Origin of the sequence: Halolamina sediminis, assembly GCF_001282785.1 — an archaeon.
GTDB lineage: Archaea > Halobacteriota > Halobacteria > Halobacteriales > Haloferacaceae > Halolamina > Halolamina sediminis.
The window spans coordinates 1,758,488-1,772,488 of record NZ_CVUA01000001.1 but is presented as its reverse complement, the minus strand read 5'-3'; the positions used below and the strand labels follow the sequence as shown (position 1 = coordinate 1,772,488).

Below are 14,001 nucleotides of genomic sequence, written 5' to 3'. Positions count from 1 at the left end.
GCATGAGCAGCCCCTTCTCGATCGCCCGCGAGGACGCCGCCGCGCGGGACGCCGCCGACCCGCTGTCGGCGTACCGCGACCGCTTCGACGTGCCCAGCGAGCTGTACATGGACGGGAACTCGCTGGGGCCGATCAGCGACGACGCCGAACGCACGCTCGACCGCGTGGTCGACGAGTGGCGCGAGCGCGGCATCGAGGGCTGGACGGAGGGCGAACAGCCGTGGTGGGAGTACGCCGAACACCTCGGCGAGCGTCTCGCGCCGTACGTCGGCGCCGAGTCGGAGGAGGTCGTGATCGCCAACTCCACCACCATCAACATCCACAGCCTGGTCGGGACGTTCCTCGATCACGTCGCCGACGTGCCGGCACGGGCGATGGACGCGCCCGACGCTCTCGACGACTCGCCGGTCGACGCCTCGGGCAACGTCGTCGTCGCGAACGAACTCGACTTCCCGACCGACCACTACGCGATCCGCGCACAGTTCCGCCAGCGCGGGCTGGACCCCGACGAACACCTCCGGCTGGTGGAGAGCCGGGACGGCCGGACGATTGAGTACGAGGATGTCGCGGCGGCGATGGGCGACGACGTGGGGATCCTGTTCATGCCGACCGTGCTCTACCGATCGGGGCAACTGTTCGATGTGGACGCGCTGACCGAACTCGCCCACGACCACGACGCACTCGCCGGGTTCGACGCCGCCCACTCCGTCGGCGCAGTCCCCCACGAGTTCTCGGCGGCCGACGTGGACTTCGCGGTCTGGTGTTCCTACAAGTACCTCAACGCCGGCCCGGGAGCCATCGCGGGGCTGTACGTGAACGAGCGCTACCACGGGCTGGCGCCCGCCCTGCCGGGCTGGTGGGGGAACGAGAAAGCGAGCCAGTTCGACCTCGAACTCACGTACAGGCCCGAGCAGTCGGCGGGCGCGTGGCAGATCGGCACCGTGCCGATGCTGTCGGCGGCGCCGCTTGAGGGCTCGCTCGACCTGCTCGACGAGGCCGGGATCGACCGGGTGCGGGCGAAGTCGCTCGAACTGACGGAGCTGCTCGCGACGCTGGTCGAGGATCTGGCCGACGCGGGCTACGAGTATTCGGTCGGAACGCCCGCGGCAGACGAGCGCCGCGGCGGCCACGTCGCCGTCGAGCACCCCGACGCCGACCGCGTGAGTCAGGCGCTCCGCGAGCGGGGGGTGGTCGTCGACTACCGCCCGCCGAACGTGATCCGGATCTGTCCGGCGCCGCTGTACGTCGGCTACGCGGACGTGTACGACGTGGCCGAACAGCTCCGGGCCGTGATCGACGAAGGGGCACACGAGGCGTTCACCGCGAGCGAAGGCGTCTCGTAGCCGCGAACGACGTGAACACTCCGGCGTGAACACCGTTTTGTCGTCGGGGACCCAACACCGACCATGGACGTTCTAGTGCTCGGTGGCGGTTACGCCGGCCTCACGGTGACACGAAAACTGGAGCGGCGGCTCCCGGCGTCGGCGACGCTCACGCTGGTCGACGACACGGGGAACCATCTGGTCCAGCACGAGCTCCACCGGGCGGTCCGGGAGCCCGACTACGTCGACGACATCTCGGTGCCGCTGGGGGAGATTCTCGATCGAGCGACGCTGCGGGAGGGGGAAGTTACCGATGTGGACCGCGAGGGTCGGACCGTCTCGCTGGCCGGCGGCGACGAACTCGGCTACGACTACTGTGTGGTCGCGCTCGGGGCCGACACGGCGTTCTACGGCATCCCGGGCGTCGAAGAGCACGCGACACCGCTCAAACGGCTGGAACACGCCGCGACGATTCGCCGGGAGTTCGAGGCGGTGGTCGACCAACTGGGCCACGACGACCCGGCGACCGACACCGAGCGGACCGGGACGGTCGTCGTCGGCGGCGCCGGCCTCTCCGGCGTGCAGGTCGCGGGCGAACTGGCCGCGATGGCTCGCGAGCGCGACGTGGCTGACAGCGTCGAGATCGTCCTGCTCGAACAGGAGGCGACCGTCGCGCCCGGCTTCCCCGAGCAGTTCCAGCGGGCGACCCGCGACCTCCTCGACGAGCAGGGGGTGGACGTGCGGACGGGGACCACCGTGACTGCGGCGGACGACGCGACGATCACGACCGAGAGGGGAACGATCGCCTACGACCAGTTCGTCTGGACCGGCGGCATCCGCGGGAACGAGGCCATGGCCGGCGATCGCCCGCAGGTCCGCGGCGATCTCCGCCTCGACGAGCGGACGTTCGCGCTGGGGGATGCGGTGCGGATCGTCGACGCCGACGGCGAGCCGGTGCCCGCAAGCGCCTCCGCGGCCGTGCGAGCCGCGGAGACGGTCGCGCGGAACGTCGTCGCCGCGGCGACGGCCGACGGCGGGTTCGTGGACGTTCAGCAGTGGCACTGGGAGAGCCCGGGCTGGCTGATCTCGGTCGGTGACGACGCGGTGGCACAGCTCGGACCGACGGTCGTGACCGGCGGCACCGCCAACGCGCTCAAGTCGGCGGTGGGAGTCACCTATCTCGCGGAGCACGGCTCGCTCCGGCGTGCGCTGGGCGTGCTACGAAAGGAGATGGACGACGTCGAGGAGTTCGCGGAGCTACTCGAACGGCTCTGAGCCGAGGCTGTTCGGTCGTTCGATCAAGAACGAACGGGGGCTCGTGACGCGGGGGTCACGGGCCTACTCGTCGTCTTCGTCGTCGTCGCGCATCTCGTCGAGCTTGCCGACCAGTTCGTCGGTCGACTCGGTGGACTCGAAGGAGAGGTCGCCCTCCTCGCCGCCGTCGATGTCGACGCCCTCGGCCTGATCGTTGGTGTCCTGGTTCTGGTTCTCCTGCTCAGACTCGTCGTACGATCCAAATCCCATACCCGAGCCGACGGGGCCGAGCGCAAAAACCCTGTGGACCTGTCGGTCCCGTGAGGGTGGTTCTCGCGCCGCGCCCGCGGCGGACCGACAGGGCTTACGGGCCCGGGGGCCGAGGGGTGGGACATGAGCAACCGTGTCGTGCAGGGACGGATGGTGACGCCGGAATCGCTGGCCGAACAGGTCGAGGGCGACGACGTGCTGGAGGCCGAACCGATCGAGGACGCCGACCGGGACTGCCCGGACTGTGGCGGCGACGTGATCAGCGTCGGCTACATGCCCAGCGTGACGGAGTTCGTTACCGCCTACAAGTGCCAGGAGTGCGACTGGGCGGAAGTCGACCGGGACTGAATCGGATCGAAATCCCTTTACACGGAACGGATGTAGCGAGGAGTGCAAGGGGACGTGGCCAAGCCCGGGATGGCGACTGACTCCAGAGGCCACGCGCCCGGTGACGAACTCCAGACTGATATACCGAGTCGGCGACTGATCATCGCCGGCGACGACGACCCTCTGGAGGACCGAGGCGCACCGGAGATATCAGTCGATCGGGGGTTCAAATCCCTCCGTCCCCATTTCTTTCCGTACTGCACAATAATTGGCAGTAGAGAGGCCCTACCTTAACTACCCTCCCTCAATGCGCCGATATATTTCAGTCGATACCTGAATGGTATCCTGTACCAGTACAGGGTTTTGTCTGATGATGCTGAGTGTAGGTACTAATTCTGTTGACTGTTTTCGGACACCAGTCCCTAAGTACGGTTGTCTATATTGACCGTCAAGGATTCTACCATCCGAAAGAAAAGTCCTGATAATCATACAACATACGACATTTATACTCAAAAGGGATCCGCGAAGTTACTTATGTTGGTAGAATATAGTTAAATACATGACTCAGCAGCGCCGTGCTGTTTCTTCAGTCATTGCAGTTGTTTTGATGGTTGCAGTTGTCGTTATTCTCAGTGCAACTGTTTCTGCTGCCGTTCTTAGCATCACAGAAGATCTCAATGAACCAGCTCCGACAGTTGCGCAGACGAGTGGCGATTTTATTCCAGGAGCGGACGATCAAGAAGTTCGGGTGACCCACCTTGCTGGGGACAGCGTAATGGTTGAAAACATCGAGATAGCCGTTAGAGCCTCTGGTCCTGACGTGGACACTACGGAACGGCTGATCAATCTACCGGCAGATGGCAGCGATATCGACGAAGAAAACTTACACAACGATAATGGCTTAATTAGCAAGGGATACGGAGATGCCGGTCCCGCAGATCCGAACCAAGTGATTATAGAAGATTACCCGACTGACGACAACGTCTGGGACGTCGGTGAAACGGTTCAATTCGAAATAAATGTTGGTGAAGCCGACTTCCGGAGCCAACCCGGCAGGACAGGCCCAGACGCTGATGAACTCGAAATTACGATTATTCATACAGAGTCAAACGCGATACTGTTTGAAAAGGTGTTTAGACCGTAACTGGAATAGGATCGCACACAACTGCCTTGATAAGGAACTAGTGACTTCACACTCCGATAAATAAGCCGGTGTAGTGAATGGATAGTTCACCTCGGTTGCAGCGAAAGAAACGCCGTGCGAATCGTTCTATGACACCCTCGTCCTCGACGTACATATCTCGGCCCGGTGGAAACACAATACGAAGACCGGGCCGTAGGTCGTCCGCCGGAACGCGGACGACCTGCTATGAGTGGCTGCCGACAAAGCCTTCCACAGCTAGATCACGAAATACGAGTTCTACGCCCTCGGTGTCGATCCACTCAACTTACAGCATGGATCGAAACCGCTGACGCTAGGACATAACGCGTTCATCCGGACAAAAAGCTACTCTCAGCGCTGGATACCCGAAACATCGTATTCGACAACGAAGCGCTCGCTCGGCTGGTATCGACAGTTCCATGAAATCGCTCTCATATTCGCCATCTCCAACATAGAACCGCTCTGTGAACCACTCTAACGGTGACTTAGCACCTATCCAACACGGCAGATACAACAGCAACAGGTGGATCTATTGGTTAAAATACTTTGTTGGTCGGTATCTCGATGGTGTATGGTCTCCCGTAGAGTTACCCTCCAGTCCGTCGGTACCCTCCTTGTCGGTCTCGGTGCCGGGTGTATCGGCCAGTCAGGCCCGGCCAGTGATCGCGTCGAATGGCAGCGACAGGTCTCTGGGACGCCCCTTCTCAACGACGGAACGATCTACATCCTCGATCGGCTGACACTCTATGCACTGTCGCCGACCGATGGAAGCGACCAGTGGACGGTCGCCTACGAAGAAGACAACTTCGACGAACGTCTCTGTCTCCGCAGTGAACTCGCCGTCGACGATCGTCGGGTCTACGTCTCGGCGTGCGACGGACTCCGTGCCCTTCGTCGGTCGGACGGGGAGCAGGTATGGTCAGTCGACTCTCCGCTCAGATCGGGCGTAACCGTCAACGGGGGGCGGGTGTACGCGAACGGCGACGACTTGCTCGCCATCGACGCCGACGGGGGAGATATAGAATGGCGCGTGCCCACGGATGGCGAACGCCTCACCAGACTGGCAGCCACGGAGGATGTCGTCGTCTTCACGAACCGAGCCGACGGCGTCGTCACCGCGTTCGACACCGACGGCGAGCAACGGTGGACATATCGGACCGAGACCGAAACTCGGAGTCCGACGATCGCCGATGGAGTCGTCTACGTGGCAACCGCGCCGGTCCCGGGTCGTGAGGGACGATTGCTCGCGCTGGATATCGAGGACGGAGCCATACTGTGGAACGTCGAGACGCCGTCACTGAAACGCGGGACGCGTCCCGTCGTCGACACGGACGCGATCTACCTCGGCTGTAACGGCCGTGACAGCGGACGGCTAGTCTCCCGAAGCCGGCAGGACGGATCCGAGCGGTGGTCGTTCACCGCCGACAATCGGAGCGTGTACGAGCCGGTGGTCGACGACGGGACCGTGTACGCCGGCTCGAACGACAATACCCTGTACGCGTTCTCGCTTACCGGGGAAACGAAGTGGACGGTCGACACGGACAGTACCGTTGGATCGGTCGCCGTGGGAGACGAGTTCGTCTACGCGTCGAACAACGAGCGGCTCGTGGCCGTTGAGCGAAGCTGAGCGCGAGCTCATCATCGAGGGGATAGAACAACTTACGACACAGGGGCACCTCGCACTGGCTGCCGTGACGATCCTCGAACTCGGGGGGCATTCCGGGATCCGGACTCGCGATGTCTATGACGTGTATAACTCGCTGTCAGACCACACGATGCCGACCAACTTGCCACCGTCGGATGCGTGATCGCTTACTCGAGCTCGACATGCTGAGCATCATCCGCGCACGCAAGTCTGTCTGGCTCCGTCGGCGGCGAGGCCTACACGTTCGGGCTCCGCGTCGAGCCGTCGACGGCTACCGACGTCCTCGAAGCTGTCTCCCGGTTCGACGACGTCGACTTCAACGAGCTCGCGAAGAATTGGTTGAACGAACAGCAGAAACGTGGGTAGCGACGTTAGATTCTTTCACCTCAACTCTCCACCCCCGGGCATGTCCGGATTTCTCGTCGTCGACGACCACGTACTCGATATCCTGACCCGGGTGGACTGGTAGGTCCGGCTCGCGGGCTCGATTCAAGGCGGCCACGTTCTGGGTATTCTGTGAGTAGCCTTCCAGTGGCCTGGAGGTACGATTCCGGGTCGAACTCGGGCATCTTCAAGGCCAGTTGCAGCTGTGCGAACGCTGTCGCCCACGGGGGGTCGCGACGTACTGGGACGACCGACCGGACGGTTCGGGCGAGGGGGGAGGGCCGAGGGGGAGGGGCCGGTGGACTGCGACCCGTCGTTCGCGACGACGGGCAGGTGCAACTCGGCGTGCAGCAGGGAAGTATTGGAGTGTAGCGTTTCCCTACCTGAAACAGTCCATGTCTCTAACCCTGAAACAGGCCTCCAATGGTTAAACGCCACCTGGCAGGAAGCATCGGTATGTCGTTCTCTACCAGTCGCTCGGTCGGACGAGGTATCAGGAACTCGCTGTCCCGTTCCGGCGTGGCTGTGTTCGTTCCCGTACTGCTCGCACAGGCAGCCGTCCTCATCGCGTTCAACACTGTCCTCCAGTCGACTCTTCAGGAGGAGTTACACGGCCTTTCGATCGGCCTCGCCGCCATCGTTGCGCTCGGGGTCGTGAACGCCGGCATCGGGCTGCTTTCGCTGATCGATCTCGCAGCAGCACAGGTAGTAAGCCTCGTAGTCATATCGGCGTTCAACGTTGTCTCCATCACCGTCGTTGGCGACGCGTTCCGTCAGCTTCGGGGAGGAGCCTCCCCGTGAGCTCCTCTCGACACGAGTGTGACCGATCACCGCTCTCATTACGGATGCGCCGAGACTGTCAGATCATACAGCCACAACGATGAGGATCCTCGTGCTTTCGGCCTCGATCGCCGCCGACGTCGTTGCCGTCGCACTGTTGGCGTGGGCAACGTGGCGGGCCGTTGATGACCGGACCCGGCCGAACGCGGCCCCATTCGTCGCTCTGACCGGTGGGCTCCTGCTGTGGGCCCTCCTGTCGTTGGTCTCCGAGCTTCCACACGCCTGGTCCGTCGGCTCGGGAAGGGCCGCGATCGTACAGGTCCTACCGATCGTCTTCATCCCCGCGGTCTGGCTGGTCTACGTACTCGGCTACACCGGCCGCGGTACTGGACTGACACGTCCGCGGATCGCGATGTTCGTTCTCCTCGCGCTCCCCCTCGTCGGCGCGGCGATCACGTTCAACGGTGATCCCTCTATGGAGGAGGTTCAGCGCTCCCTGGCGTCACTCGCCGGGACTGAACTGATGCTGTTGTTCGTGGTGTACGTCTATGCGGGATTCGTCTTTCTCAGATACGGCTGGAACCACGCGCGCATCTCGAAAGGGCAGCTGCTGGTCCAGGTCGGGGCCGTCTCGGCGCCGTACGTCGTCGGGACGTGGCGCGACGGTAATCACATCGTCGACGGCGTGACGGCCGGCCTGCTCCTCTCCGGCGTATTGCTTTTGTTCGCGCTCCGGCAGTATCCCGTACTGACAGGGTTCCCGAAGGCGGACTACGTCGCCCGGTCACGAGTCGTCGAAGCGCTGCAGGAGGCCGTCATCGTCGTCGACTGGGATGGTCACGTCCTCGACGCGAACGTGACCGCCGAAGAACTGTTCAACCGATCCACGCGGGCCATGATCGACACGCCTGTGGCGTCGATCGTCGACGGTATCGACGGCGCTGACCTGTCCCCCGGATCGACCGGGGTGACCGCCCTCCGAACTGCGAAGGGGTACCGGCAGTTCCAGTTCACCGTCTCCGCCGTCGAGGGTGACGAGGGGGGCGACCCGGTCGCTAGAGCCGTGGTGCTCCGAGACGTGACCGATCAGCAGACCCGCGAGCAACGGCTCTCCGTTCTCAATCGCGTGCTCAGACACAACCTCCGGAACAAGCTCGACGTGATCCTCGCTCACGCCGATCACATCGCCGAGGGGACCCATCGCAGGGCGATTCGAGAGAGTGCGGCCGATCTGGCGTCGACCAGCCGGAAAGCTCGCGATGCCGAGGCGTTGATGACCGACAGCAGCGATTCACCATCACCGGTCGACCTCGTGTCCGTTGCCCGTGAAGTCGCCACGACCGCCCGTGAGGAGTACCCCGAGGACAGCGTCTCGGTCCAGGGGCCGGACCACCTCTGTATCGCCTCCCAACCCACGGTCGTCCGCCGGCTCGTGACCGAACTCGTCGAGAACGGGATCGTCCACTCGAGCGACCCCGCTCGGGTCGAGATCGACGTGGACAGGACTGCCGACGGCACGCCGAGACTCCGTGTCACCGATGACGGCCCGGGCATCCCCGATCGCGAACGCGAACTGTTGACCGGGTCGGGCGAAACTCAACTCGAACACGGGCTCGGTGTCGGCCTCTGGTTCGTTAACTGGGCAGTCAATCAACTCGGTGCAGAACTCGAGTTCGAGCGCGCCGACGCCGACGGAACCGTCGTCGTCGTCTCGTTCCACGGCGCTGGTACGTCTTCGATCTCGAACTCGTCGGACGACGAGTCCGACGGCACCGGGACGACCGAGGGAGACGGATGATGCGGAAAACATTCACCGGTGCGTTGGTGGAGGCTGATATGCGACGCCGCAACGTCCTCACGAGCGGGGCTGTCCTCCTCTCGGTCCCCCTCACCGGCAGTGCTTAACCCATCCGTCGTCCTCGATATGGAGTAGGGACGGCAGTAGAGACCCCTGACGAGAAGTCGATGACCGCTGAGCCGGGATGCGACGAACACTCCGTCATGACGACCATGCTGGAGAACGTGTCCGCGACTCGGAGTGACCGCAGCGAACTGTTCGCCACGAGACGTGGCTCGTCGGGTACAACGGAACTGCGTATCACATCTTCGCCGAAGGGCAGACGGGAACCGTACGATCGGGACGCTACCGAGTGAAACTGATCGACGCTTCGATATCGCCGTCCTCGATCGAAACCGAGAGGTGGCGGGCGGTGGCGGCGAACTGTTCACGATGGTGGCCGTCGAGAGCGATCCGCTGTTCGCTCCTGACGAGTCCGGCGTCCTGGAGGTCGTTGAGCCGACGGTAGGCGGTCGCTCGGGACACTCCCGCTTCTTCGGCGACGGCACGCCCGCCGCGCGGCCGTTCCGAGACTGCCTCGAACACCCGACGCGTGTACTCGTCCCCGAACAGGTCAAGCAGCTCCGCCGTCGACGGTCGGGATTCCATCTCTTCGTCGCGATCGTGACTCGGTTGGAGGCGTGCAGCCATACAACTGCAGTGTGGCGGATACCCCTTTGCAGGACGTGCTCAGTATCGGAACGCCCGCCCGATTCAGTGTCTAACCATGCAGACTGCGGTGCCCCGACGCGCCGAACGGAACCAGTTATGATGCTCCGGGAGCAACTCAGGGCTACGATTCCCCGCCATGGCGGACACCGACACCAATCAGGATCCGAGGGTTCTCGTTGTTGACGACGAGAAGGAAGTCGCCGACGCCTACGCGCTCCGACTCCGTGGCGAGTGTACGGTGGATACTGCCTACGGTGGGCAGGAGGCGTTCTCAGTCATCGAAAACCGGCCTGTCGACATCCTCCTCCTGGATCGGCACATGCCGGACGTCTCGGGCGACGAGGTGCTCACTCGACTCGCCGAGCGCGGGTTCGAGGGCCGTGTCGTGATGGTGACTGCGATCGACCCGGAGTTCGACGTGTTGGAATTACCGTTCGACGATTACCTGTGTAAGCCGATTGATCGTGAGGACGTTCGGTCGGTCGTCGATCAGCAGCGGCAGATTCTCGCCTACGAGACTCTCGGGAAGTACTTCGGCGCGAAGTCGACACAGACGGTGTTGACCGCCCAAACGAGCCCCGAACAACGCGAGAACCACGAGCAGTTCGAGGCGGTCCGCGAGCGGGCGACCCGCCTCGAACGGCGGGCACAGCGGTTGCTCGACGATGACACGCTGCTCGCGAAGTTCGAGAGCGTCGACCGTGATGGAAGGTAACACGAACTGTTGCTCTGCGCCTCACTTTCGTGTTGTGGGTGCCGTGTTGCACGAACGGAAACAGGGAGATAGAGCTTTTTCCGACTGAACTTACGTACGAGTGTCCAATGCAACTCGACGAGTTCGTCGACGCCAATGCTCCCGAATCGAGCGGTGACAGTTTCCGAAAAGTCAACAAACGGTTGTTAGAGATCCCCTTCGACGGAATCACGATGGTAAAAGCCGGCTCGATGATCGCCTACACCGGGAACGTGACGTTCACCGGCAAATCCTCCGCCGAGGGCGGTCTCGCTGGCTTCGTCAAGGACGCCGTCAGCGGCGAGGGGACACCGATCATGGAGGCCGAAGGATCGGGGACGCTGTACGTCGCCGATCAGGGCAAGAAGGTACAGATCCTCTCGTTGGACGCCGACGAGTCGATCTCAGTCAACGGGACCGATGTGCTCGCCTTCGAGGAGGGTATCGATTACGAGATCGGTACCGTCGGCGGCCTCTCCCAAGCCGCTGCGGGCGGGCTGACGAACGTGTTCCTCACCGGCCCCGGCGACGTGGCCATCACAACCCACGGCGACCCCGTCGTGATGAGGCCGCCAGTCACGACCGACCCCGATTCGACCGTGGCCTGGAGCGCCAACCTCTCACCGTCGATCGGGACGAACAAGGCCATCGAGATCGGCCAGCAGTCCGGCGAGCGGGTACAGATGGAGTTCGGCGACTCCGAGGGGTTCGTAATCGTCCAACCCTACGAGGAGGGCGGACAAACGTAACGACGATACGTAGCCACCACTCGCTCCGCCGGACCGATTCGCTGAACCGCCTTGGGGTCAAGCCCCGTGGCACTCGCCTTGCTTATCTGTAGACCCGTTCCCGGTTCAGGATAGCCTCGTGAGTGCTCAGATGCTCGGATACCGAAACTGACGACCGACTCTTTGCGGCGGACCGTCGGAACCGTCCCGCGCTCGAACGCGCGGATGGGTTGTTTCCCCGTCGGATTGGCAGTCAGCCGATGCGATCTCGCGAGAGCGACGTACCCCGCGGAACGTACTCCGACGAGCTTCGAGATCCGTCGGCCGTGGCGACGCGGCGGGGATCGTCTCGGAACCGCGAGGCGGGGCCGTAGCCGCTTCGGCGATCGGTGTTAAAACCCGGGTTCGCGTTGCTGGGGACGATAGCCGTCTGTAGGCCTATCCAAGTGGGGGGTGTAGAACCGGTCGCTATGTCCCCGAGCAGAGGCCGGCAAACGGTGGTTGCGGTACTCACTGCAGCGATGCTGCTGACCAGTGGTGCCGTGGGCGTCGCGTTCGCCGGTTCGCCCTCCATGACGGACGCACAGGCCGGAGAAACAGCCGACGGTGAGGAGGTAATCGACGCGTTCCTCGAGCAGGTATCGACCCTCGAAACCGTCCAGTTCACCCGCACCGCCGAGCTCACGTTCAACAATCAGACCTCTACGAACACCGTCCGCGTCGACGCGGACCTCGAGTCGTTCCTGAAGCGGACCGAGACGGTGAACGCCTCGATCGGAAGCGATTCGGTCACGACAGTACGAAACGACAGCGCGGTGATCACGTACGACTCCGAGGAGAACACTGTCTCGGAGTACGAAGTCCAGTCGGGAACCCTCCTCCCCCGAATCGAGTCGCTGGCGAACGAGTCCATGGTCGACTACGAATACCTCGGCATCGAAACCGTCGACGGACAGGAGACCTACGCGCTGGACGTGACTCCGGAAGAGCAGTTCCAGCGCGACGCCGACGTCGAGACGGAGACGACTGTGTATCTCGACACGGAGACGTACTTCCCGGTCCGGACGGACAGTCAGACACGAAGTGAGGAGTACAACCACAGTTCGACGGTGACGTACGAGAACGTCACGCTGAACGAGGAGATCCCGGACGGGACGTTCGACCTCGACGTGCCCGATGACGCAACGGATCCGACGGCGGCCGTCGGCCCGGAGATTACGGAGTTCGACACCTACGACGAACTCGCAGCGGCCGCGAACGTTTCAGTCCCGGACGCTGAGATCGGCGACGGGTTCAGTTACGACCACGGCACGACGATCGACGGCGAGAACTACTACGGCGTCACGCTGGGCTACAGCGACGGCAATCGGACGATCACTGTCAGCACGCAGGCCGAGTCGACCGGGAACTTCGACTACGAGGAGTCGGAGATGTACGAGGCCGTCGAAGTCGGCGGGATCACGGGCTATCTCTACACGAGCGACGAGTTCAGCCTGCTCAGTATCGAGGCCGACCAACGGTACACGATCTACGGCGATGTACGGAACGAGACCGCCGTAGATGTCGGGGTGTCGGTCATCGACGGGTAGCGCGGTTCGATACCTTTTTTTTTTGCGAACCGGAAGCGTACGCCGCGGTCCGACGTCGCTCTCGTCGCCTACGACTGGTGGTACCGCTCCCGGTGAACTTCCGCCGTCGTCCCATCGTTGGTCAGTGTGACGACCACTTCGTCGCCTCCCGGGTCGATGCCGACGACGCTGTACGTCGCGTTCTCGGCCGGTTCGGTCATCGTCTCACCACCATGCACCGTCGAGGAGACGGTGAGTCGGTCACCCGATTGGTTGCCGGTGAACGAGACCCGAGCTGTGGCGTCGAACAGGTCCGAGTCAGGATCGTCGTCGTAGGTGATCCCCTCGACGACCCGCGCCGACTCGGGGTACTGTTCGCGATGGATCGTCCGGGTCTCGCCGTCGACGGTTGCGGTGACCACCAGTTCGTCACCCGTCGGATCCAGATTCACGTCGAAGTACGTGATGACTCCCGGTGTCGACGACGACCGGGAGGAGGTCGCGTTCGCCGCCTTCGCAGTCACGCGATCGGCGACCGGTGATTCGACGAAGTGGACGCGAGCGCGGTCCTCATCGGTGTTGAACGTGACCTTGTCGACGACACGTACGTCGAACGGGCCGGGGTCGGAGACGTCCGCCTCGATCCGGACCCCCTGGGTCAGGATCACCCAGTTCCCGTCGTGGGTCACCGTAACCGCGCTGAACTCGCTCGTGTCACCACTCGAATCGGTGATCGTCACCTCGACGACGGCGGCCTCTTCGCCGGTGAGCGCGTCCTCGATCGTCTCGCTGTCGGCTCTGTCCCCCTGCAGGAACGGTGATGTCCGGACGAGATCGGTCGTCACCTCCCGGTCCATCGTTTCGACCGCGACTTGTGACACCGGTTCGTCCCGGAGCAGCCACGGTCCCGCCGTTTCGGGGTCGATGTTCTCGGGGTGGAACGGATGTATCGGGTGGAAGTACGCCCCGACGACGGCGGGGTCCGACGCCGCCACGGTTGATTCGACGTACTGACGGAGGAGCGACTCGGGAGTCCCGCTCGGCCCGGAAACCGTCGGGGAGGCTCTCGGCTCGTCAGTCACCGTCTCGTCGTCTGTCGCCTCTGTCTGTGTGCTCTCGTCCTCTGTGGGAGCACCGATGCAGCCGGCGCCTGCGGCGCCTCCGATCACGCCGAGTGTACCGAGGAACCGTCGTCTGGATACGTTGTGGGCCATCCAAGTACGTTCTACCGTCGCTTTCCCCTTCATCGCCCAGTCGCTGTTTCGAGATCCGAACGCGGGGAAAGGCATTTAGGAGCAGTCGAGCCGAACGCCCCGAGG

13 protein-coding genes, 1 tRNA gene and 2 pseudogenes are annotated in these 14,001 nt (G+C 63.2%); 13 read left to right on the top strand and 3 right to left on the bottom strand.

Annotated features, from left to right (window positions below):
* The first annotated feature begins 2 nt into the window (after nt 1-2).
* Complete coding sequence (kynU, locus tag BN1959_RS08825) at nt 3-1,343, top strand: kynureninase (RefSeq protein ID WP_053948311.1); 1,341 nt, start codon at nt 3-5, stop codon at nt 1,341-1,343.
* A 63-nt stretch (nt 1,344-1,406) separates the two neighbouring features.
* Entirely contained in the window at nt 1,407-2,597 is a 1,191-nt protein-coding gene (locus BN1959_RS08820; RefSeq protein ID WP_053948310.1) for an NAD(P)/FAD-dependent oxidoreductase, read from the top strand.
* A 63-nt stretch (nt 2,598-2,660) separates the two neighbouring features.
* Here the strand turns inward: BN1959_RS08820 and BN1959_RS08815 are convergent, their stop codons facing one another.
* A complete protein-coding gene (locus BN1959_RS08815) occupies nt 2,661-2,846 on the bottom strand; it encodes a DUF5786 family protein (protein WP_053948309.1) in 186 nt (61 codons plus the stop codon).
* 123 nt (nt 2,847-2,969) lie between these two features.
* Here BN1959_RS08815 and BN1959_RS08810 point away from each other — a divergent pair, with 123 nt between their 5' ends.
* The 8 genes and pseudogenes from BN1959_RS08810 to BN1959_RS08790 all read left to right on the top strand — a co-directional run bounded on the left by BN1959_RS08810 (nt 2,970) and on the right by BN1959_RS08790 (nt 8,942).
* Nucleotides 2,970-3,194, top strand: a complete 225-nt coding sequence (locus tag BN1959_RS08810) for a DUF5795 family protein (RefSeq protein ID WP_053948308.1) — start codon at nt 2,970-2,972, stop codon at nt 3,192-3,194.
* A gap of 48 nt (nt 3,195-3,242) precedes the next feature.
* Nucleotides 3,243-3,418: transfer RNA gene (locus tag BN1959_RS14715), tRNA-Trp, on the top strand.
* A gap of 314 nt (nt 3,419-3,732) precedes the next feature.
* Nucleotides 3,733-4,317, top strand: coding sequence for a type IV pilin (locus BN1959_RS14420; RefSeq protein ID WP_079978647.1), 585 nt, complete (start codon nt 3,733-3,735; stop codon nt 4,315-4,317).
* A 139-nt stretch (nt 4,318-4,456) separates the two neighbouring features.
* Nucleotides 4,457-4,813: pseudogene (locus tag BN1959_RS14415) on the top strand (IS5/IS1182 family transposase); the annotation flags it as partial.
* Nucleotides 4,814-4,906: 93 nt separating this feature from the next.
* Entirely contained in the window at nt 4,907-5,962 is a 1,056-nt protein-coding gene (locus tag BN1959_RS08800; RefSeq protein WP_053948306.1) for an outer membrane protein assembly factor BamB family protein, read from the top strand.
* A gap of 563 nt (nt 5,963-6,525) precedes the next feature.
* Nucleotides 6,526-6,609 (top strand): annotated as a pseudogene (locus BN1959_RS15530) (DUF7558 family protein); the annotation flags it as partial.
* A 211-nt stretch (nt 6,610-6,820) separates the two neighbouring features.
* Nucleotides 6,821-7,165: a hypothetical protein gene (locus tag BN1959_RS08795; RefSeq protein WP_053948305.1), complete on the top strand. Its 345-nt coding sequence runs from the start codon at nt 6,821-6,823 to the stop codon at nt 7,163-7,165.
* 79 nt (nt 7,166-7,244) lie between these two features.
* Complete coding sequence (locus BN1959_RS08790) at nt 7,245-8,942, top strand: ATP-binding protein (RefSeq protein ID WP_053948304.1); 1,698 nt, start codon at nt 7,245-7,247, stop codon at nt 8,940-8,942.
* 345 nt (nt 8,943-9,287) lie between these two features.
* Here the strand turns inward: BN1959_RS08790 and BN1959_RS08785 are convergent, their stop codons facing one another.
* The gene (locus BN1959_RS08785; protein ID WP_053948303.1) at nt 9,288-9,632 is read right to left on the bottom strand and encodes an ArsR/SmtB family transcription factor; all 345 of its coding nucleotides are present in this window, start codon (nt 9,630-9,632) and stop codon (nt 9,288-9,290) included.
* A 157-nt stretch (nt 9,633-9,789) separates the two neighbouring features.
* On the opposite strand from BN1959_RS08785, the gene BN1959_RS08780 reads away from it, so the two are divergent.
* The 3 genes from BN1959_RS08780 (at nt 9,790) to BN1959_RS08770 (ending at nt 12,703) form a co-directional block, all read left to right on the top strand.
* Nucleotides 9,790-10,368 carry a response regulator transcription factor gene (locus BN1959_RS08780; protein WP_053948302.1) on the top strand — a complete coding sequence of 193 codons (579 nt, stop codon included), beginning with the start codon at nt 9,790-9,792 and terminating at the stop codon, nt 10,366-10,368.
* 107 nt (nt 10,369-10,475) lie between these two features.
* Nucleotides 10,476-11,135 (top strand): AIM24 family protein, encoded by a 660-nt coding sequence (locus BN1959_RS08775; protein WP_053948301.1) that lies wholly within the window; start codon nt 10,476-10,478, stop codon nt 11,133-11,135.
* Nucleotides 11,136-11,584: 449 nt separating this feature from the next.
* Complete coding sequence (locus tag BN1959_RS08770; RefSeq protein ID WP_154018255.1) at nt 11,585-12,703, top strand: LolA family protein; 1,119 nt, start codon at nt 11,585-11,587, stop codon at nt 12,701-12,703.
* A gap of 68 nt (nt 12,704-12,771) precedes the next feature.
* On the opposite strand, the gene BN1959_RS08765 is transcribed toward BN1959_RS08770, so the two are convergent.
* Nucleotides 12,772-13,896: a twin-arginine translocation signal domain-containing protein gene (locus BN1959_RS08765; RefSeq protein WP_161803745.1), complete on the bottom strand. Its 1,125-nt coding sequence runs from the start codon at nt 13,894-13,896 to the stop codon at nt 12,772-12,774.
* Nucleotides 13,897-14,001: the final 105 nt, after the last annotated feature.

Coding starts and splice junctions, on each gene's coding strand:
- kynU (WP_053948311.1), top strand. CDS start 3: ATGAGCAGCCCCTTCTCGATCGCCCGCGAGGACGCCGCCGCGCGGGAC.
- BN1959_RS08820 (WP_053948310.1), top strand. CDS start 1,407: ATGGACGTTCTAGTGCTCGGTGGCGGTTACGCCGGCCTCACGGTGACA.
- BN1959_RS08815 (WP_053948309.1), bottom strand. CDS start 2,846: ATGGGATTTGGATCGTACGACGAGTCTGAGCAGGAGAACCAGAACCAG.
- BN1959_RS08810 (WP_053948308.1), top strand. CDS start 2,970: ATGAGCAACCGTGTCGTGCAGGGACGGATGGTGACGCCGGAATCGCTG.
- BN1959_RS14420 (WP_079978647.1), top strand. CDS start 3,733: ATGACTCAGCAGCGCCGTGCTGTTTCTTCAGTCATTGCAGTTGTTTTG.
- BN1959_RS08800 (WP_053948306.1), top strand. CDS start 4,907: ATGGTCTCCCGTAGAGTTACCCTCCAGTCCGTCGGTACCCTCCTTGTC.
- BN1959_RS08795 (WP_053948305.1), top strand. CDS start 6,821: ATGTCGTTCTCTACCAGTCGCTCGGTCGGACGAGGTATCAGGAACTCG.
- BN1959_RS08790 (WP_053948304.1), top strand. CDS start 7,245: ATGAGGATCCTCGTGCTTTCGGCCTCGATCGCCGCCGACGTCGTTGCC.
- BN1959_RS08785 (WP_053948303.1), bottom strand. CDS start 9,632: ATGGCTGCACGCCTCCAACCGAGTCACGATCGCGACGAAGAGATGGAA.
- BN1959_RS08780 (WP_053948302.1), top strand. CDS start 9,790: ATGGCGGACACCGACACCAATCAGGATCCGAGGGTTCTCGTTGTTGAC.
- BN1959_RS08775 (WP_053948301.1), top strand. CDS start 10,476: ATGCAACTCGACGAGTTCGTCGACGCCAATGCTCCCGAATCGAGCGGT.
- BN1959_RS08770 (WP_154018255.1), top strand. CDS start 11,585: ATGTCCCCGAGCAGAGGCCGGCAAACGGTGGTTGCGGTACTCACTGCA.
- BN1959_RS08765 (WP_161803745.1), bottom strand. CDS start 13,896: ATGGCCCACAACGTATCCAGACGACGGTTCCTCGGTACACTCGGCGTG.